Annotated in this window: 21 protein-coding genes and 1 pseudogene; 12 read left to right on the forward strand and 10 right to left on the reverse strand. The window is 44.9% G+C overall.

Annotated elements, in window-relative coordinates; translation table 11 throughout:
• Window positions 1-276: 276 nt before the first annotated feature.
• On the forward strand, window positions 277-3,069 hold the full coding sequence (secA, locus tag MIC7113_RS12070; protein WP_015182447.1) for a preprotein translocase subunit SecA: 2,793 nt from the start codon (window positions 277-279) through the stop codon (window positions 3,067-3,069).
• A 307-nt stretch (window positions 3,070-3,376) separates the two neighbouring features.
• Here secA and MIC7113_RS12075 read toward each other — a convergent pair whose 3' ends face one another.
• The 3 genes from MIC7113_RS12075 to MIC7113_RS12085 form a co-directional block, all read right to left on the reverse strand.
• The gene (locus MIC7113_RS12075) at window positions 3,377-3,703 is read right to left on the reverse strand and encodes a DUF760 domain-containing protein (protein ID WP_015182448.1); all 327 of its coding nucleotides are present in this window, start codon (window positions 3,701-3,703) and stop codon (window positions 3,377-3,379) included.
• 122 nt (window positions 3,704-3,825) lie between these two features.
• The gene (locus MIC7113_RS12080; protein ID WP_015182449.1) at window positions 3,826-4,044 is read right to left on the reverse strand and encodes a hypothetical protein; all 219 of its coding nucleotides are present in this window, start codon (window positions 4,042-4,044) and stop codon (window positions 3,826-3,828) included.
• A gap of 80 nt (window positions 4,045-4,124) precedes the next feature.
• Window positions 4,125-5,096, reverse strand: a complete 972-nt coding sequence (locus tag MIC7113_RS12085) for a stage II sporulation protein M (RefSeq protein ID WP_015182450.1) — start codon at window positions 5,094-5,096, stop codon at window positions 4,125-4,127.
• A gap of 89 nt (window positions 5,097-5,185) precedes the next feature.
• On the opposite strand from MIC7113_RS12085, the gene MIC7113_RS12090 reads away from it, so the two are divergent.
• Entirely contained in the window at window positions 5,186-6,043 is an 858-nt protein-coding gene (locus tag MIC7113_RS12090) for a hypothetical protein (RefSeq protein ID WP_015182451.1), read from the forward strand.
• Between the two features lie 250 nt (window positions 6,044-6,293).
• The gene (locus MIC7113_RS12095) at window positions 6,294-7,214 is read left to right on the forward strand and encodes a hypothetical protein (protein ID WP_015182452.1); all 921 of its coding nucleotides are present in this window, start codon (window positions 6,294-6,296) and stop codon (window positions 7,212-7,214) included.
• A 327-nt stretch (window positions 7,215-7,541) separates the two neighbouring features.
• On the opposite strand, the gene MIC7113_RS35380 is transcribed toward MIC7113_RS12095, so the two are convergent.
• Window positions 7,542-8,983 (reverse strand): IS5 family transposase gene (locus tag MIC7113_RS35380; RefSeq protein WP_390465109.1). Its coding sequence is split into 2 segments (ribosomal slippage): window positions 7,542-8,549 and window positions 8,552-8,983, totalling 1,440 coding nucleotides; the frame shifts between segments, so codons are not numbered across the junction.
• 149 nt (window positions 8,984-9,132) lie between these two features.
• Between MIC7113_RS35380 and MIC7113_RS38465 the strand changes: the two genes are divergently transcribed.
• A complete protein-coding gene (locus MIC7113_RS38465) occupies window positions 9,133-9,453 on the forward strand; it encodes an RNA-guided endonuclease TnpB family protein (protein WP_172642233.1) in 321 nt (106 codons plus the stop codon).
• A 170-nt stretch (window positions 9,454-9,623) separates the two neighbouring features.
• Window positions 9,624-10,415: an RDD family protein gene (locus tag MIC7113_RS12115; protein ID WP_015182453.1), complete on the forward strand. Its 792-nt coding sequence runs from the start codon at window positions 9,624-9,626 to the stop codon at window positions 10,413-10,415.
• 60 nt (window positions 10,416-10,475) lie between these two features.
• Here the strand turns inward: MIC7113_RS12115 and MIC7113_RS12120 are convergent, their stop codons facing one another.
• Entirely contained in the window at window positions 10,476-10,775 is a 300-nt protein-coding gene (locus MIC7113_RS12120) for a putative quinol monooxygenase (protein WP_015182454.1), read from the reverse strand.
• A 44-nt stretch (window positions 10,776-10,819) separates the two neighbouring features.
• A complete protein-coding gene (locus MIC7113_RS12125) occupies window positions 10,820-11,146 on the reverse strand; it encodes a DUF6176 family protein (RefSeq protein ID WP_015182455.1) in 327 nt (108 codons plus the stop codon).
• A gap of 348 nt (window positions 11,147-11,494) precedes the next feature.
• Between MIC7113_RS12125 and MIC7113_RS36265 the strand changes: the two genes are divergently transcribed.
• Both MIC7113_RS36265 and MIC7113_RS12130 read left to right on the forward strand, forming a co-directional pair.
• Complete coding sequence (locus MIC7113_RS36265) at window positions 11,495-11,632, forward strand: hypothetical protein (protein WP_155897984.1); 138 nt, start codon at window positions 11,495-11,497, stop codon at window positions 11,630-11,632.
• A gap of 166 nt (window positions 11,633-11,798) precedes the next feature.
• Window positions 11,799-12,092: a hypothetical protein gene (locus MIC7113_RS12130; protein WP_015182456.1), complete on the forward strand. Its 294-nt coding sequence runs from the start codon at window positions 11,799-11,801 to the stop codon at window positions 12,090-12,092.
• A 394-nt stretch (window positions 12,093-12,486) separates the two neighbouring features.
• Here the strand turns inward: MIC7113_RS12130 and MIC7113_RS12135 are convergent, their stop codons facing one another.
• Complete coding sequence (locus MIC7113_RS12135) at window positions 12,487-13,005, reverse strand: hypothetical protein (RefSeq protein WP_041780024.1); 519 nt, start codon at window positions 13,003-13,005, stop codon at window positions 12,487-12,489.
• Between the two features lie 44 nt (window positions 13,006-13,049).
• Here MIC7113_RS12135 and gcvT point away from each other — a divergent pair, with 44 nt between their 5' ends.
• From gcvT to nadC, 4 genes and pseudogenes are all read left to right on the forward strand, one after another.
• Entirely contained in the window at window positions 13,050-14,201 is a 1,152-nt protein-coding gene (gcvT, locus tag MIC7113_RS12140; RefSeq protein WP_015182458.1) for a glycine cleavage system aminomethyltransferase GcvT, read from the forward strand.
• Window positions 14,202-14,215: 14 nt separating this feature from the next.
• Window positions 14,216-14,389: pseudogene (locus MIC7113_RS12145) on the forward strand (GNAT family N-acetyltransferase); the annotation flags it as partial.
• A 41-nt stretch (window positions 14,390-14,430) separates the two neighbouring features.
• Window positions 14,431-15,030 (forward strand): DJ-1/PfpI family protein, encoded by a 600-nt coding sequence (locus MIC7113_RS12150; RefSeq protein ID WP_015182459.1) that lies wholly within the window; start codon window positions 14,431-14,433, stop codon window positions 15,028-15,030.
• Window positions 15,031-15,321: 291 nt separating this feature from the next.
• Window positions 15,322-16,215, forward strand: a complete 894-nt coding sequence (gene nadC / locus MIC7113_RS12155) for a carboxylating nicotinate-nucleotide diphosphorylase (protein ID WP_015182460.1) — start codon at window positions 15,322-15,324, stop codon at window positions 16,213-16,215.
• A gap of 66 nt (window positions 16,216-16,281) precedes the next feature.
• Here the strand turns inward: nadC and MIC7113_RS12160 are convergent, their stop codons facing one another.
• Both MIC7113_RS12160 and MIC7113_RS12165 read right to left on the reverse strand, forming a co-directional pair.
• The gene (locus MIC7113_RS12160; RefSeq protein ID WP_015182461.1) at window positions 16,282-16,566 is read right to left on the reverse strand and encodes a hypothetical protein; all 285 of its coding nucleotides are present in this window, start codon (window positions 16,564-16,566) and stop codon (window positions 16,282-16,284) included.
• Between the two features lie 4 nt (window positions 16,567-16,570).
• Window positions 16,571-16,792, reverse strand: coding sequence for a hypothetical protein (locus MIC7113_RS12165; protein WP_015182462.1), 222 nt, complete (start codon window positions 16,790-16,792; stop codon window positions 16,571-16,573).
• Window positions 16,793-17,235: 443 nt separating this feature from the next.
• Here MIC7113_RS12165 and MIC7113_RS12170 point away from each other — a divergent pair, with 443 nt between their 5' ends.
• Entirely contained in the window at window positions 17,236-18,021 is a 786-nt protein-coding gene (locus MIC7113_RS12170) for a hypothetical protein (protein WP_015182463.1), read from the forward strand.
• A 256-nt stretch (window positions 18,022-18,277) separates the two neighbouring features.
• On the opposite strand, the gene MIC7113_RS12175 is transcribed toward MIC7113_RS12170, so the two are convergent.
• Window positions 18,278-18,469 (reverse strand): YqaE/Pmp3 family membrane protein, encoded by a 192-nt coding sequence (locus MIC7113_RS12175; RefSeq protein WP_015182464.1) that lies wholly within the window; start codon window positions 18,467-18,469, stop codon window positions 18,278-18,280.
• Between the last annotated feature and the right edge of the window lie 315 nt (window positions 18,470-18,784).

Genomic DNA, 18,784 nt, shown 5'->3' on the forward strand with positions numbered 1-18,784 from the left:
AGCGTAACGCACCCAATCGAGGGCGAGAGTGCCACCCCCATAGGATAGAGTTTACCCCGACAACCCCCCAGTTTTTGCCGAAATCCCCGTACCGCCTCAATCTGAGGGGAAGTGATAGGATAACAATGTACCCCCCAGGGGTGACAGTCGGTGGTCAGCAAATCGGAACTAAAGACTGTAAAAAGATTTCAATCTAATCATTAACTCTGCCCTTTTGCCTAGAGTCTTGCCGCTCTAACCTCTACCCTGGAACTTAGTGAATAAACATCTCCTGATATGTTAAAAACCGTACTCGGCGACCCCAACGCCCGCAAATTAAAAAAATACCAGCCTTACGTTGTTGATGTTAATGTTCTGGAAGACGAGATCCAGGCGCTATCGGACGATCAACTCAAAGGCAAAACAGCAGAATTCCAACAGAAGCTCGCAAAAGCCAGGAGCGATCGCGAACGAGCCGAGGTGTTGGACGAGTTGTTGCCGGAAGCCTTTGCTGTGGTAAGGGAAGCAGGGCGTCGAGTCTTAGGAATGCGCCACTTTGATGTGCAGCTCTTAGGGGGTATTGTCCTGCATAAAGGACAAATCGCTGAGATGAAAACCGGTGAAGGGAAAACCCTGGTTTCCACCCTACCCGCTTACCTGAATGCCTTGAGTGGTAAGGGTGTCCACGTTGTTACGGTCAACGACTATCTAGCCCGTCGGGACGCGGAGTGGATGGGTCAGGTACACCGCTACTTAGGCTTGAGCGTGGGGCTAATTCAATCCGGCATGGGGCCTGCCGAACGTCAGCGCAATTACGCCTGTGATATTACGTATGCCACAAACAGTGAGTTGGGCTTTGACTACCTGCGTGATAACATGGCAACGGTCATGTCGGATGTTGTACAACGCCCCTTTAACTACTGCGTCATCGACGAGGTAGACTCGGTACTGATTGATGAGGCACGGACGCCACTAATTATTTCCGGGCAGGTGGAGCGACCGACGGAAAAGTACCTAAAGGCGGCACAAATTGCGCGAGCGCTCCAAAAAGAAGAACATTACGAAGTGGATGAGAAGGCGCGTAACGTTCTGTTAACCGATGAAGGGTTCGCTGAAGCGGAGAAGCTCTTAGAAGTCGAGGATTTGTATAACCCAGAAGACCCTTGGGCGCACTACATCTTCAATGCGATTAAGGCCAAAGAATTGTTTCTCGCCGATGTGAACTATATTGTCCGCAACGGAGAAGTGGTGATTGTGGACGAGTTCACTGGGCGGGTGTTGTCAGGACGTCGTTGGAGTGATGGTTTGCACCAGGCGATTGAGGCGAAAGAGAATGTAGACATTCAGAATGAAACCCAAACCCTTGCCACCATTACCTATCAAAACTTCTTCTTGCTGTATCCTAAGCTGGCGGGAATGACAGGTACGGCAAAGACGGAAGAATCCGAATTTGAAAAAATATACAACCTGCAAGTCACAATTATTCCCACCAACAGACCTTCGGGACGGCACGACTTGTCCGATGTGGTTTACAAAACCGAACCCGCCAAATGGCAGGCGATCGCCGAAGAATGTGCCCAGATGCACGAAGAGGGACGCCCAGTCCTGGTGGGAACCACCAGTGTAGAAAAATCAGAGCTACTTTCAGGTTTGTTGAAACAACGGGCAGTCCCTCATGAATTGCTCAACGCCCGCCCTGAGAATGTGGAACGGGAGTCAGAGATTGTTGCCCAGGCCGGTCGCAAAGGTGCTGTGACGATCGCCACGAACATGGCGGGACGAGGGACAGACATCATTTTGGGGGGTAACTCCGACTATATGGCGCGACTCAAGTTGCGGGAGTACTTCATGCCCAAGATTGTCATGCCCGAACAAGAGGATGCCTTGACTCCGGTGTCGGTACCAGGAGCGAGTGAGCGAGCACGTCCTCAAGGCTTTGCTCCGGGCAAAAAAGTAAAAACTTGGAAAGCGAGTCCGCAGATTTTCCCCACGGAACTGTCCAAGGAAACGGAACAACTGCTCAAAGATGCTGTGAATTTTGCGGTGAAAAGGTATGGAGAGCGCAGTCTGCCAGAACTAGAAGCCGACGAAAAGATAGCGGTGGCGGCAGAAAAGGCACCGACGGATGACCCGGTGATTGAAAAGTTGCGGGAAGTTTATAAAGCCATTCGCAAAGAATATGAACACCTTACGTCCCGTGAGCATGATGAGGTGGTCAAACTCGGCGGTTTGCATGTGATTGGTACAGAACGTCATGAATCGCGGCGGATTGATAACCAGTTGCGGGGACGTGCGGGACGGCAAGGTGACCCCGGTTCGACCAAGTTTTTCCTGAGTTTGGAAGACAATTTGTTACGGATTTTCGGGGGCGATCGCGTGGCGGGATTGATGAATGCCTTCCGCGTCGAGGAAGATATGCCCATCGAGTCTAAGATGCTCACTCGTTCTCTAGAAGGGGCACAGAAAAAAGTTGAAACCTTCTACTATGACACCCGGAAACAGGTGTTTGAGTACGATGAGGTGATGAACAACCAAAGACGGGCGATTTACGCTGAACGTCGGCGGGTGCTAGAAGGGCTAGACCTGAAAGAACAAGTGATTCAGTATGCTGAACGGACAATGGATGACATTGTCGAAGCTTACGTGAACCCCGACTTACCGCAAGAAGAGTGGCAACTGGATCAGTTGGTATCGAAGGTGAAAGAATTCGTCTACTTACTGCAAGATTTAGAGCCACAGCATCTAGAGGACATGTCTGTTGCGGAAATCAAAACCTTCATGCACGAAGAAGTCCGTAAAGCTTATGACATCAAGGAATCCCAAGTGGATCAAATTCAGCCTGGATTGATGCGACAAGCGGAGCGCTTCTTCATCTTGCAGCAAATCGATACCCTATGGCGGGAGCATTTACAGTCGATGGATGCTCTGCGAGAGTCGGTGGGTTTGCGCGGTTATGGGCAAAAAGACCCCTTGATTGAGTACAAGCAGGAAGGATATGAAACTTTCTTGGAGATGATGATTGACATTCGGCGCAATGTAGTGTATTCATTGTTCCAATTCCAACCCCAAGCTCAACCCCAAGCGGTTTAAAGTTCATTCGCCCAGGGCACAGGTTTTTGTTGACAATCCCCCGGCTTGAAGTCGGGGGATTTTTGCGAGGGAATGATAGCCGATTCAGGTGAATACCCCCTGCTTGGAAACCACAGAGGTACAGAGTTCACAGCTAATAGAACGAGAGGAAATGCACAGATAAAAGGGATGATATAGCAGAAGGCAGACCGGAGCTCTCGCGTGAGGACAGAGGACAGAAAACAGAATGTTTATTACGGGTAGTCGCTCTCGTCCGTTAAAGAAAGTCCTAACCTTGATGGCGACAGCTATAAAAGCGGATTGGGTATTATTTGTTTTCAGCCATCTGCATGGATTGTTCAAACGTTAAACGCTGTTCAGCATTGTGTAAAAAGTATCCGCCGATCATCGCTGCCACTAAAAGTTGCCCTAGGTATTCACGACTTGTCGTAACCGTCACATCAAAGGCTTCTGAAGGTAAAGTTCCTAGCATTCCGATGATGTTATTTTCTATTACCTTGGCGGCTTCCAAGGAAGGCTGTGAAAGTTGAGCGATCGCTTCAGGATGCAGCGATTGTATATATTGCCAAAGCCCATCGCCACCCATTGAGTCGCTATCGAAGAACTTTGGTAATTGATGTGGCAGATTGCTCATGGTACTCATCCAAAAGAGTAGACTTGCGGTTTCTACACCCTAGCGACTCCTTTGTTGCTTTATCCTCATCCTAGAGCAAGTAATTTGTCCACGCCTTTTGGAGGATGAGCAGACGTTAGCTTTTACCAAGTGCCATCTTCAGGAGGTGTCGAGACAGGCAGTACAGGCATATCGCTGTCTGCGGTGCGCGTAGGTACGCCCAAATGCTTACGAGCCGAATCCTCTGCTAACTGCCGATCATGTTCACTCTCAAACTGACTTTCATCTAGCAAATATTTGCTCCGTGCCGCTTGATCCCGCGTTGGCGGAGCACCATTTTTCCATCTGTATTTATAATTCATGACTTCAAACGCAGTTTACCTGCGCTCCTATTTCTATGGTTTTAATCCTAGATGTGCTAGTGAGAGTTGCGCTTCTACTCTTAGGATGAGGTGTACTCAGCAGGCTTTTTGCGGCTGCAATAGATGACTAATAGGGTAAATAATCCGACTCCCGCTAGATATTTGAGAGGGTTGGGCACCACTGGACTGGGTGAGTAAAAACCCTCAATTGTACCGGCAATAATCAGCATCGGGACAATGCCAAACACTAACTGAGCCGCTTTGTAACCATAAAATTTTAGCGCCTCGACACGGGTATATTGACCCGGAAATAGTATTCCTCTAGCGATTAGTAAACCAGCGCCACCCGCAAAAAAAATCGCGGGTAATTCCAGGGAACCGTGAGGGAATACAAATGCCCAGAAGGGATAAGCTAAGTTATTTTGTCCAACTAATGTGGCGATCGCACCAATCAGGAGGCCGTTGAAAACTAGGACAAAGACGGTAAAAACTCCCGCCGTAATCCCACCAGCAACAGCTCTAAAACTTACAGATATGTTATTAATCATAATATTGCTAGATGCCACAGGTTCTTGGCCCAAAATAGAACCCATCCATAATTCGTGGCGATCGCGCACCTTCTCAATCAATGATTCAGGAACAATCAGGGACATAAACATGGGATCTTGCCAGGAAAACCACCAGGCAATAAGTACCCCCAGCAAAAAAATCGCTGTCGCCATAACCGTATAGCCTAAGGTTTCTTGTACTATAGTCGGAAAGCCCCAACGACCAAACTCCATCACCGCCTGCCATTCCTGACGGCGCGAACCTTGATAAATCTGGCTATAGCTACGGGAAGTGAGTTGTTGCAAGTTTTGCACTAGAATATTGCCCACTTGGTTAGTGCGCGCCCTTGCCAAATCAGCCGAAACTGAGCGATATAAGCTAGCAAGTTCCCTAATTTCAGATGCTTTCAACGACTTCAGTCCTTTTTTCTCCACTTGTCTAAGGAGAGCATCTAATCTTTGCCAGTTTGGTTCCCGCCGCGCAATCCAGCGCCTAATATTCATAAAATTTACCCGGAGCGTTTGCTAGTCCTAGCGTAAGAGATATCGATAAGATTTGCGTTTGCGCCGCAAGTTACTGGAGAAATCGTCAGATGTCCAAAAATCCGAGCCTTCGCCAACCAACGGGGCCGCTCAGTCTTGGGAATGTCGTCAGTGCTGGCTTACGTATCTACCGTGCTCATTTTAAATCCTATTTTGGTCTATCGATTAAAGCTTTGTTATGGGCTTTGATTCCGATTTATGGTTGGGCAAAGATTTATCAAATTCACGCAATCATTTCACGGCATGTCTACAAAGAGTTGGTTAATCAGCCAGAACCGATTAGTACAACCCGCCGTTATATCGCTCAACGATTTTGGAGTTTTTGGGCAGCCCAAATTCTCATTGGTTCGATGAGTTTTGGCATTTATTTTATTGCCTCACTTCTGTTAAGGGTTCTTGTTGTTATACCTCCTATCTTTATGGTAGGTATTTCTAATGTAGATACAGCCTTAAGCCCCATCAACCTCATGATTGATTTAGGGGTGTGGTTGGTTGCCATACTTATTTATGTTTGGTTATACTCTCACTTTTTTATTTCAGAGTTACCTTTAGCCATCGAGCATAATATGAATTCCACCAACTCGATAGGTCGGAGTTGGGAATTAACCAAGGCATTTTTGCTGCGAATTCAAGTCATCATTATAGTAGCTAGTTTAATTACATTACCCATCGTATTACTCACCCTTGCTCCTGTATTTTTTATCATGCCGCTTTTTTCTACGTCTTCCTCACCCGATGTGGTTCTGGCTTCTTTGTTCTTGATGGGGCTTTTGGGAATGATTTTAGCAATCGTGGGAACTACGTTAATGATGCCATTTTGGCAAGCGATTAAAGCTGTTATTTACTACGATATTCGCACCCGTCAAGAAGGATTGGGTTTGCGGATACGCGATTTGGGTTTGCACTAGAGCCGGTTCACTTCAAGCCAAACGTCCTTTGCCTGTCAGGCGTTTCTGCTTACTTCAGGCTGCAATTGACTCTGCCATTCCTACATCGTGTGCTTGCTCCATCTATCGATAGCCCAAATCCGCTAGCTTTTGCCAGTTAGGTGAGCCTTGTGTTCTCCAAGATTGAATATTCATAAATTTTCCTCAGATATTCTTCCAAACGTGGTTAAGATAGCCTTATTTCGCCTCACACAATCGGGGAAGTCTGGCTATGTCTATGAATCGGAGTTCTCGCCAACCTATCGAACCGCTCACTGTTGGGAATGTCGTCAGTACGGGTTTACGTCTCTATCGTTCTCACTTAAAACCCTATTTCAGCGTGGCTGTGTTTGCCACATTGTGGATAGTACTTCCCTTTCTACTATTCATTCCCCTTATCTTTTTGTTTGTTACTCAAACATTGGGTTTATCGGCTTTGTGGTTGATTATTCCCCTGTGGTTGCTCATTTTCCTGTATTGTTTGTCCCAATACCTGACCAATTCTGCCTTGATTTCCCGCTTAGGTTTTGGTGAATTAATCGATAAACCAGAAACAGCTAATACAGGTCGTAGTCAACTCAATCGAAGAAATTGGTCTTTTTTATTTCAGGGTATTGTGGTAAGTATTTTATTATTTGCATTTTATATAATATGTGGAATTATTTCTTTTATAATCGCCGGCATATTAGGAATTGCATTAACCTTTGTAAATCCTGTATTTGGGACAATTGTTTCTGTTGTTATTAGCGTTTTCATCATCTTGCTAGGTATGAGTTGGTTCTACTCCCGCTTATGGTTAGCGGAGGTGGTATTAGCCGTTGAAGAGGGAAGTCAAGTTATTCCCAGCATTGGCAGAAGCTGGGAGTTAACACAAACCTCAGCATTTCGCATCCAAGGCGTATTTTTAGTTACTTTTTTGGTGACACTTCCCATTGTGCTAGTCACTGGCTATCTGCCTCAAATACCCCTTATCTCTATGGAACAGGGTTCTGCGGCTTACTGGACTTTGTATATCATTTCCCTAGTACTCAGTTTTGCAGGTGGAGCTGTGACTATGCCGTTCTGGCAGGCGATTAAAGCTGTTGTTTACTATGATGTTCGCAGTCGTCGCGAAGGATTGGGGTTGCAGTTACGGGATTGGCAATCACCCTAGAGGAACTCAGCGAGCACAGGTTCGGTATCGGCACAGGGGCACTGCTCTTACGAAAAATCAACGGTTTGACGATTACTGAACGGATCTCAGTTGAATACAGAACATATAAATGAAGCGCACTGTTAGCATTCCAATTAATCTTCCAGGTGAACGTTTTCTGCCACTCATGAGCGAGTGTGCAGAAATATTCAACGCACACATTGACTGGGCATTAGTTAGGGCTTGCTGAATAAGTCGGCGAAAAACAACCGATGGATTAATCAGTTATTTAATCCTGGAATAATAATGAGCTTTTGTTGTTGTTAATTCCCACAAGCATAAGCCGAATTAATAGTTATCGAGAAAAAAGGCGTGATGTTGTGTATTGCACAAAAAAAGACAAAAAAACTGCCGTAGCAGGGTGGAAAGATTCATGACTAAAAAAGTGATAGCAATAGCCGTTTGAGAAGTATGAGGCAGTTTAGCCATGACGCGATTCAAGCTAAATCTTCGCTTTGAGATGCCAAATTTTCCTTCAATAGCATTGCGAACCTTCTCGTCGTCTAAGGCTTGTTTCTTTTTGTCTGAGCTGACATTAGCTGGAGGTCTGCCTAAGGGGGGGCCACTTATTCTAATCCCTCTTTCTTTACAGAATGCTCGATTCTCGCGATTTCGATAAATTCTATCTACATGTACTGATTCGGGATAGACTCCTGTGTGCTGTTTAAATGTTTCTATTTGGGCTTTTAAGTCTCCGGCTTCATTAAAGTTATCCCAGCTTATACGGTCTAAAAAGACATATCCATCTCTGACGCTTGCTGCTAGTTTAGCTCCAAATTCTACAGGTTTTCCGGCTTTTCCTCTCACAATTGGACGGATATGGGGCTGACTTAAACTGACTATTCTGTCGTCAATTCTCTGGGCTTTATTCTCATACATCCATTGCTGTTGACGGTAAACTTCCGTCACCACCAGCAAGCTCTTATATTGAGAGATGCTCAAACCCTCAAGTGCTTCTCCTGTCTGAAGGAGCTGGTCAATGTGTGATAAATTTCTTTTTATATATTTCAGTTGTTTTTTTATAGCTTTTCTTCTCTCTTTTCTTGACGATCTCCGTTTTTTGGCGACTTTCAAGTAATCTTTCCGAGCGAGGTTTCTATAAGTTTTTGGCTTTTTCTTTAGTCTCCCTTTTAGGGGCTTATAGAGAGTATCTATTATCTTTTCCGTTTTGACTCTGGCTTGATTTAATAGACCCAAGTCATTGGGATAGCTGATATCTCCTGGCGCACAGGTAGCATCCAGAATTAATTTCCCTTGATTCGGGCTTTCTCTTGTTTCTTGCCTTTCTGAGAGTGAGCTTTTTTTTTAGATTCCTCCTCTGTTTCTTCCTGAATCTTCTTTACCATTCTTTGATTTATTTGATTTACTAAATCAACATTTATCCTTTCTCTAAATCTTACCAAAAGTGAGGCATCATAAGGGGCTTCGTTGCTGTAATGCTTTCTCCCTATAAAGTATTGTAAGTAAGGGTTTTCTTTTATTTGTTCTACTGTTTCCCGATCGCTTATTCCTAATCTTTCTTTGATTATTAATGAACCCAATGCCATCCGAAATGGCAGCGCAGGTGCCCCCATATCAATAGAAAAAATTTTGGCGTATTCCTCTTCAAATTCATCCCAGGGTATCAGATTTGCCATGATTACCCAACGGTTATCTTGTGATAACTTTCCCTCAAAGGGCAGCTCAAAGTTTTCCGGTGGGGTCGGGCTTGAGGAAGCTTTTCTGTACATTTTCCCTGCTCTTGGTACAAGGATTTTGTGGGATTCTACCAGATTTCCTGGGAGCTGAACAACTTTCAAGACCGCTCAAACTATTTATAGCTAAGGGTTTCCGGTTTTTACAGCAAACCCTAAGTAAAAAACTGGTCGCACTGAATGACGTGAAAACTTACGTTCTAGAGGACTTGTCAGGTATCCGCAATCAACGCAGAAACAAGAAGGTTAACAAGTGGATATCTTCTTGGAGCTTCTACCAACTTGAGCAATTTCTGACTTACAAGGCTGAAGCCAAAGGTAGGCAAGTTGGTTACGTGGATGCTCGATACACTTCCCAGAAGTGCAGCCGATGCAAACAGCGTCACAGCACGAATCGGCACAAGTCTCGATTCCACTGTAAAACCTGTGGATTCAAGGCTCACGCCGATATCAATGCCGCGACGAACATCAAAGATGATTACATTCTCTCTACTACTCAAGCGTGAGTCGGTAGAGCAGGGTTCAGTCAATAACCCGTATGTTTCGACCAGTTCTTCTGGTTAGTTACAAGCTGCGTGGGCTTGTCCCCGCAGCAGTTGACTAGCTGACACACTCGCTGGGAAATGCGAAGCTTAAAGAGTAATCCAATGCCTTCCTCAAGCTTTGCTTAACTGTCATGCGATTTTTCAACCGAGTCACACTCCAAACTCCAGAAAGCGTTGAACTAGAATTTACCCTAGCAGGAATTGGAAATCGAGCTTATGCCCTGTTAATCGATTATTTGGTTTGGGGTTTATTTTTATTTGGATTTCTCGTTACTTGGGCAATATTCTCGACTCAACTCCTAGAGGTTCTCGAAAACTTAGTCGGCACGAACAGGCAACTAGAACTGTGGTTGGTAGCTATTCAATTATTAATTACTTTCTTTATTTATGTTGGTTACTTTGTTGTTTTTGAGACCCTATGGCAGGGTCAAACTCCCGGTAAACGCTTGGCCAAAATTCGTGTCATTTGCGATGATGGGAAACCGATTAGGCTACAACAATCTACACTGCGTTCATTACTACGACCTGTTGATGATATCTTTTTTCTAGGTGTCTTTTTCATTGTGTTAGGCAGGCGAGAAAAACGATTGGGAGATTGGGTGGCGGGAACTCTTGTGATTCAAGAAGAACAACCCATTACCTCTTCAAGCTTTCCCGTCTCTAAAGAGGCCGAAACTTTGGTAACCCAGCTCCTAATTGACGCTGATTTTTCGGGGATGTTACCCGAAGACTTTGCTGTAATTCGAGAATATTTACAGCGACGAGCGGCGATGATTCCTGCGGCGAGAGCCGAATTGAGCCGACAATTGGCTCATCAAAGCAAAGAGGTAATTGCCTTAGAAAAGGTGCCAAAAGGAGTCACGGCTAACCAATTTCTAGAGGCCGTATATCTGGCTTATCAGCGACAATCATCCAATTTATAAGCCGTTTTAACGATAAAAGTAGCCGTCTAACTTGGCACATCTATTCCGTCACCTTACTGCCTACCGTAGTAACTGATAAACGCGGATATCGGGTTCAGCCGTAATTAAACCCTGTAGTTGTGAAGCGGCTTTTGTTAGGTGTGGTGTAGCCAGATGAGTATTCAACAGTTCCTGACTTTCCCACTCCTCGACGAATGTAAAATCGCTTGGGTCTTTTTGATTTTGCAAAAGCTCATAAACAATGCAACCGTCCTCCTGGCGTGTTGGCTCGATGAGTCCTAGCAAAATGGTTTTAACTTCTTCTACTTGGTCGGGAAGAGCGACAACACGAGCTACGACTCTAACCCTAGTGTTAGACATAACCTCTCTACCTTATTTCATCAAAACTCTATCGGACGGATTGATTAAGGACGTTCAAAATCTACCACTAGTTCAAGACTTTGACCATCCTCCCACATTTCATCAATAAATTGTCGAGTTTCTTCACTGATGGAGATTTGCGATTTCATAAAGGCTTCGTAGGCATGTTCTAAACTATTCGCTCGAACGTATTGATATAAATATACGTCTTGACCAGAACGTTCGAGAAACAACGACTCGACCCGAATTCCTTCGGCATCAAGTAATTCTGCAACTTCTTCTTGGCGCTCTTTCAGAGAGTGTACCCAACGCACGGCTTCCTCAGCTTTATCCCTACGAAATTTAATTTTTAAACACTGAATCTCGGTCACGTTACATGGCTCCTATAACAGTCTTCAATGGAGGCTTGGAAGCAGGTTTTCAGGTGGAAGGGAAGCTCGTCCACCTCGATTGACCAGAATTAATGGGATACAAGCCCCGCCCTTCCAAGGCGGCTTTGCTCTTTAATGTAGCGCTTCAAATACCCAGACAAAGCCATCTTGTTCTTAACAATGAAAACTTTTGATTCGCAGATTCTCAGGAATTGCACAGTTTGCTGGCAAGGTAGGAATGTAATTCAGTCTCCATAAGCTCCATAGTGCTCGCCGTGAGCGGGATACTCTAGCTGAGCTTGACCCTTATTGCCTTTTGAAGGAGTTTATGGAGAGTGAGTATAGCGAGTGTCCAGTGTTGACACTTTACCCGATTTTGTGCGACATACAACAGATGGGTATTTCCGAACGGTTGATGCTGGCTGGATTTGTCCGCTTTGTCCCGCATTTTTGGGAACAGGCCCTGTACCCATCAGACAAATCTGAGATTTCTATGGGTTTATGAGTAAGATTCACGGACTTTCACCAAGATATTTAATGAAGATTTAAGATTTTTGACATCTTTGTCGGAAATGAGCGATCGCCCCTATCGTGGAAAGTGACCAAGCTAAATTCCGTACTTGAGATCCCTTCTCTGCAATTTGGTTGATTTATGAGTATTCTCCCCAACTATCTCCGTTCCCTCTTCCTGACTGTCCTTCTGTGTTTTGTGGCTCCAATCCTAGTGGTGGCTCTGGTATTTACCTCACTGGGGGTTATTAGCTGTGTTCCCGGCTTAGAAACTATCGGTCAATCAGGCACCACCCAAACATTGCAGTTTCTCGCCACCTTTGGCAGTGGGTGTCCCGTCCAAGGTGTCATGACGATTAGTTCCGCCTGTAGTATTGTGGGAGCCTTATTTGATACTTATGCTTTCTATCGTTATCAAAGCCTAAACGACCATTAAGTAGATCGAACGGTTAAAGGTACGGAAATTAAAGATTCATTTATTAACACAGAAAAATAGGATTGGGAGTTGGAATCTCACATAATTTAAAATCCAACTTTCCCAATCCTCAATCATGGCAATGGGATTGCGCTCAACGCACGTTTGGTAAACGCACACCCAGTTGATCTAACTCTAGAGTGCCAGTATTAAGGATTTTGGTGTTCTATAGTGTACTATGCATTACAATTTTGGGCTTTAATTACTTTTCCGGGTCAATTTTAGGGGTGACAGGATTTATTTTTATCTTACTTTCTGTTTAATAAACGCGATCGCGCAAATTTGGGTTAGGGCACGATTATATTATATAGTGCCCTAACTTTGTGGTCTAAGTTTGTTATTAATGGGTTAACGCTCAAACAAGTGCTGCCTTAGCCTTGGCTGCGATTCCACTCTCATCTAAAACATTCAGTTCAATCAGCCTACGCTTGGAACTCTCTTTTAATTGTGGGGCAATCATGCTATTGGTGAAAATAGCCATGTGCTTGACTATTTCTTGTTGTCTTGCTTCCTCAATCTGCTGTTTTCTTGCCTTAGACATGGGTAACTCTCCGGTTTGAGTTTTGGATATCTCCTGTTGTATTTGTTCCATCCTCATTTGTAAGTTATCAGGACGTTTAAACAGATTTCTGTACACAGAGATATATGTATGGGTTCTGTATCGGAGTGCGATCGCACATTTTGCCGCACTCTCGAATTCGCTACTCGCTGTAGGACTTAAGTCCTTGGTGGGTGAGCAAAGTAGATGCAAGACTCTCCATAAACTGTTGCTCACAGCAAACAATGAAAGTGATTCTTCTTCACTTCTGCCTTCTGCCTTCTGCCTTCTGCCTTCTGCCTTCTGCCTTTCAAGACAGATGTCAAGCGATCGCACCTGGTTAAGATATTAAAGATACCACCTGCGACTGAAGACAAACTGTGGCTCAATCCGAAGCATCCAAACCCGAAACATCGCCCACCCTACTCCGCACCCCCCTCTATCCACTCGCCGTAGAACAAAAAGCCCGACTCACTGCCTTTTCCGGTTGGGAAATGCCTGTGCAGTTTAGTGGAATTACCGCCGAACATGAGGCGGTTCGCACTTCGGCGGGGATGTTCGATATCTCCCACATGGGAAAATTTGCCTTTAAGGGTAGGCAAGTGCTGGAATCTTTGCAGCCTTTTGTCCCTTCCGACCTAAAACGCTTGCAACCGGGTGAAGCTCAGTATACGGTTTTGTTGAATCCCCAAGCTGGCATCATTGATGACATCATTGTTTATTACCAGGGTGAAAATGAAGCGGGTGAGCAACGGGGCATGATCATTGTTAACGCCGCAACCCGAACCAGAGACAAAGCGTGGTTAGTCGCTAATCTGGAAGGGACTCCCGTTAGTTTAGAAGACCTCTCCAAAGAAAAAGTCTTGATTGCTGTGCAGGGGCCGCAATCTGTTTCACAACTTCAGCAATTTGTCAAAGAAAAATTAACCCCAATCAAAGCCTTTGGGCATTTAGAGGGAACAGTACTGGGTCAGCCTGCTTTTCTGGCTAGAACAGGCTACACCGGCGAGGATGGGTTTGAAGTCATGGTAGACCCAGAAGTTGGGGTAGAACTGTGGCGCAGCCTCCTGAGTGCGGGTGTCACGCCTTGTGGTTTAGGAGCCAGAGATACTCTACGATTGGAAGCGGCGATGGCACTCTATGGACAAGATATTACCGAAACCACAACTCCTTTAGAAGCTGGCTTAGGTTGGGTCGTTCACCTGGATACAAAAGGTGATTTTATCGGACGTTCGGTACTAGAGCAACAAAAAACGAATGGAGTCGAAAAACGCTTAGTCGGGATCGAGATGCAGGGGCGTCACATTGCGCGTCATGGTTACCCGGTCAAACATGAAGGGCAAGTGGTAGGAGAAGTGACGAGTGGGACACTATCACCCACAATAGGAAAAGCGATCGCACTGGCTTATGTTCCCACTCCCTTGTCGAAGATGGGTCAACAACTCGAAGTCGAAATTCGGGGTAAAACCTATCCAGGCGTCGTCGTCAAAAAACCTTTTTATCGATCCCAAAATCGTCCCCCCAGCAAATAGAGTCAAACACAATGCTTCGGGTGCGAGGCGGGCGCGTGCTGCTGGTGGAAACATCGGGGCTGGCGAGTTTTGAGCGCACGCGGGTGTTCTACCGCAAGTGCGGTTACGAAGAGGAAGCGCGAATCTGCGACTTCTACAAAGCGGACGATGACAAGATCGTTTACCGCAAGGCGCTAGATAGGCTTTAGTTAATTTAAAGATGAAATTAATACAAATCAGGAGTTCCGAGATGACTGGAAAGAAAATTTTAATGATCGTCGGTGACTTTGTGGAAGACTATGAGGTGATGGTACCCTTCCAAGCCTTGCAGATGGTGGGTCACACGGTTCATGCGGTTTGTCCGGAGAAGAAAGCTGGGGAGACGGTAAAGACAGCGGTTCATGATTTTGAAGGTGACCAGACTTATAGTGAAAAACCGGGACACAACTTTCAACTCAACGCCACTTTTGATGAAGTGGTTGCCGACAATTATGATGCATTGGTGATTCCGGGTGGGAGGGCACCGGAATATATTCGCCTGAATGAGAAGGTGTTAGAAATTACCCGTCACTTTGCCTCGACGAATAAGCCGATCGCATCCATTTGTCACGGATTACAAGTTTTAGCGGCGGCGGGTGTCCTAGAAGGTAAAAGTTGCACCGCTTACCCTGCTTGTGGGCCAGATGTAACTCGTGCTGGGGGACTGTATACCCATATTCCACCGGATGAGGCAATGGTTGATGGTAATTTGGTAACTGCACCCGCATGGCCTGCACACCCTAAGTGGTTAGCCGCGTTTCTCAATGTTCTAGGGACTAAGATTGAACATCAAGAAATGGCTGCTGTTTAAGGAATGCTCCTGACGCGGAGACTTTGAGATGCGGGGTAATCCCTTCTGTTGACGGACATCTTGCACCTGTCGCCTTAACCCGCCAAGGGTTTAAACCCTTGGCTAATAGCGAAAGTCCATTAAAATGGACTGAAATTCCGACTCAGTCGTATGAAGACGACTTGATCTATTAGCCAGGGAATTAATTCCCTGGCTGGTTATTGCAACTGCTGCAAGATGTAAGTTGAGGCAGAAGGGTAAATTTCATAATTTAAGACTTGCACGAGGTTGCTCTCTAAGGGTGTGAATAAGATGAAGACTTCAACGGCTGTACTGCCACCGTTTTTAGTACTCGATGGATTGTTGAACGGCTGGTTATTAGAAGATATTGGACGGGGCGATCGCACGACGGCAAGCCTTTTTGCCTCTGGTTCTCAAACTGCAAAGGCTCAATGGATTGCTAAAGAATCTGGGGTAATTGCAGGACTGCCGATCGCTGCACGGGTGTTTCAGTTGCTTAACCCACAGGTGCAATTCATACCCTTAATCGAAGAGGGTTCATGGTGTGAGAGCTTACCAGAAATGCCATCCGAACGCAGACCCGTTATTGCAACGATTGAAGGGCCTCTGGATGCGCTGTTAACGGGAGAGCGAGTCGCGCTAAATTTAGCCATGGGACTGAGCGGAATTGCCACGCTGACTCACAAATACGTCGCTCAGATTGCCGATTTACCCACTCAATTGGTAGACACGCGCAAGACAACGCCAGGGTTGAGGTTACTGGAAAAATATGCCACTCAAGTAGGCGGTGCAGTGAATCACCGGATGGGGTTGGATGATGGGGTCATGATTAAAGACAACCACATTGCCGCTGCCGGAGGAATTGGGAACGCTATTACCCAAATTCGCGATCGCATTCCCTACCCACTCACCATCGAAGTAGAGACAGAAACTCTCGCTCAGGTTCGAGAAGCGTTGGAGCATCAGGCTGACATTATCATGCTGGATAATATGCCACTAGAAATGATGCGACAAGCTGTGCAAATCATTCGAGAAAATAACAATCGCATCAAAATCGAAGCATCGGGTAATATTACCTTGGAAACCATCCGAGCCGTGGCAGAGACTGGAGTGGATTACATTTCCAGTAGTGCACCGATTACACGATCACCCTGGCTAGATTTGAGTATGAGAATCAGCCGTTAGGCGTTTACTGCCGAAAGAAAAACTTTATAACTTAACTCTAACCCTTACCACTACATATGACGTGGGTTATAGACTCTTTCTTCTGTTAGCCAGCCATTGCTTCTGTTCCTTTTCATCCCGCTTAACCCGCGCTAAGGCAGCTTTTTTGGTCTGAGTCATTTCTAGTAAGATTTTCAGGTCATCTCTGTCTATCCCCAACCGAGTACTGATGTCCTCAATCGCCCCCCAGTCCTCTGGAGATTTGGGAGCGGGAAAATTTTTCAGCTTTGTATAAAAAATTCGGGAGGAACAACCTAAAATCCGAATCACTTTCTTTTCTGTCAACAAATCGACTATTTCTTGAAAAGTCATTGACTCAAAAGCCTTCTGAAGGTTTACCGTATTTGGCGTAAACCTGCTGAGGGGTGGCGGGCATGACGTTGCAGTATTCTTCGCTACCGTTTCTCTTACCGATAGGAGCTTCGTACCCACAGACAAACTCGGCTGTGCCGTCCGAGAAGATATAAGCTCCACTGTAGTAGCCTGCTTGCTCAGGATTTCCAAAGGTTTCTTTGATGATTTTGGTTTGGCGCATCATTAAAAATACACTTTTCCTATTAAATATAGGTATAAAGTTTAAGCATGATTGAATTATATCTCATAATCTGTTGCTTTCTTGAAAAATACCTAATGGAAAAATGATTATTGTCACAAATTGACCTATATTCCTTGTGTACATCTTGAAATTCCATTCTGACAGGTCATTTTATAGAAGGTGAATAACACTTAATCCAACATCTTAACCCTAAACCTCAATTTAATTAAGATTTCTTAACATTTTTTCCGCCCTAGTGCAGTTTAAAAAGTATTTTTCTGTCTAAAGGAAGAACGAATATAGGCAAGTTTACCTCATGATAGATATAGATATCTTTGTGTGAAAGTCACTCTATCTTTGGGATAGAACATCTCTATCTAAACATCTAAACCCAATAAATCCATTGGGCTTTATTTACTTCTACTTCTATAAACTAGGATTTAACAATGCCTGACTCCATCAAAACACCTGACTCCATCAAAACTAAAATCAATAACGACCTTCAAAAAGCCCAAGAAGAAGGGAAGTTGCGTGCTGAGCGCATTCGGGAAATTGTCCAATCCGCCGTATCGCAAACAACTTCTGAGTTTAAAGAAGGTTCTACCGAAATTCGCGCAACGGTTAGAGACGCTATCTCTACCGTTATTGAAAGTCTGAGAGAAAAGGGAGGAGAACTGAAAGACGAGATTACCGCTTCGATTGAAGGAGCGATTGAAGGCATGACTCAGGCTAAGCGCCAATCAATTGCTAAAACTCAATCCGAAATCAAGCGGCTACAAGCTCACATCGATGCTGAAGAAAATGAACTCCAAACTCAAATCGATCACGCTCTAGCTGATATCGGAGAAACAGGTAAAGACACACCTCCTGATATTAAGGCTTCCATTGAATCGGCAATCAATGTCCTTCAGGACAGTGAGGAAGTATCTTTAATGAAAAAGCGTTATGCCCAATTGCAAGCACAACTAGCTGTTGTTCAAGCTAATTTATCTGCACGATATGGGGAGCGCTACGACGAGGTGAAAAAGCATCTAGATGATGCAAGAACATGGTACGAACGTTCTCAACCTAAAGCAGAAGCCGCCGCTGAACAAGTCAAGCACAAGCGAATAGAGTTTGAGGACAAACTGGGTGAAGCGGGTGCCGCTCTGGCTAGGAGAGAACAACGTGTCAAACAACTCCTGAAGGAACTATGGCAATCTATCACTGAGTCGCCTGAGGCTAAAAAATAATATTATTCCCTTTGGAATGGAATCGAAATAAAAATAAACTCCCAGTCACACATTACTTACTTGGTGGACTGGGAGTTTATTTCAGTGAACGTAAATAAAACTACAGTTACAGTTACAGTTGGGTAAAGTGGACTGACAGTGAGGCGGCAGCTATTATCGCTATCTCTACAAAACAAAACAGAAAGAATTAAGCTGAAGCTGCCGCTAAGGAAAGGAGACCGTCTTTACTCGATGCTACCGCGTTACTTTAGTTACCTTACTGAAAACCTGTTTCTCTTGCGACTTGTTCTTCATGTTTGACAATCACCCAAATGGCATGAATGCTACCAGGCAGGACTCCTAGCAGAGTCAGCAAGATATTAATCAGCAACGTCGGTCCCACTCCAACTGTCGTGAAAACAGCTACCGGGGGAAGAAATAAAGCAATGATAATTCTGAGTAAATTCATATTGTTTCTCTGGGGTTTTACTAAACTGACGAAAAAGTAGGAGGTGTGAAGGCTGAAAAAATTGCTCTCCAGATTTGGAATACAAATGCAATAAATCCGGAGTCATAGATTCAGATTTTATCCTTCATTTTTCAACCTGCTGTTTACTTTATCTCAATTATGCTAAATAAACTAGGTGATAACCTCCACCCTAAGGATTATTCGCGAATTAAGAAATTTGAGAACAACTAGATTATTTGTTGAAGAGCAATTTTGTAGGATGAGTATTGGGATTTACAGATAAAAATCAGCGAAACGTCTATGTGCATGATTGAA

The sequence above is a fragment of the Allocoleopsis franciscana PCC 7113 genome (genome assembly GCF_000317515.1).
Classification (GTDB): domain Bacteria; phylum Cyanobacteriota; class Cyanobacteriia; order Cyanobacteriales; family Coleofasciculaceae; genus Allocoleopsis; species Allocoleopsis franciscana.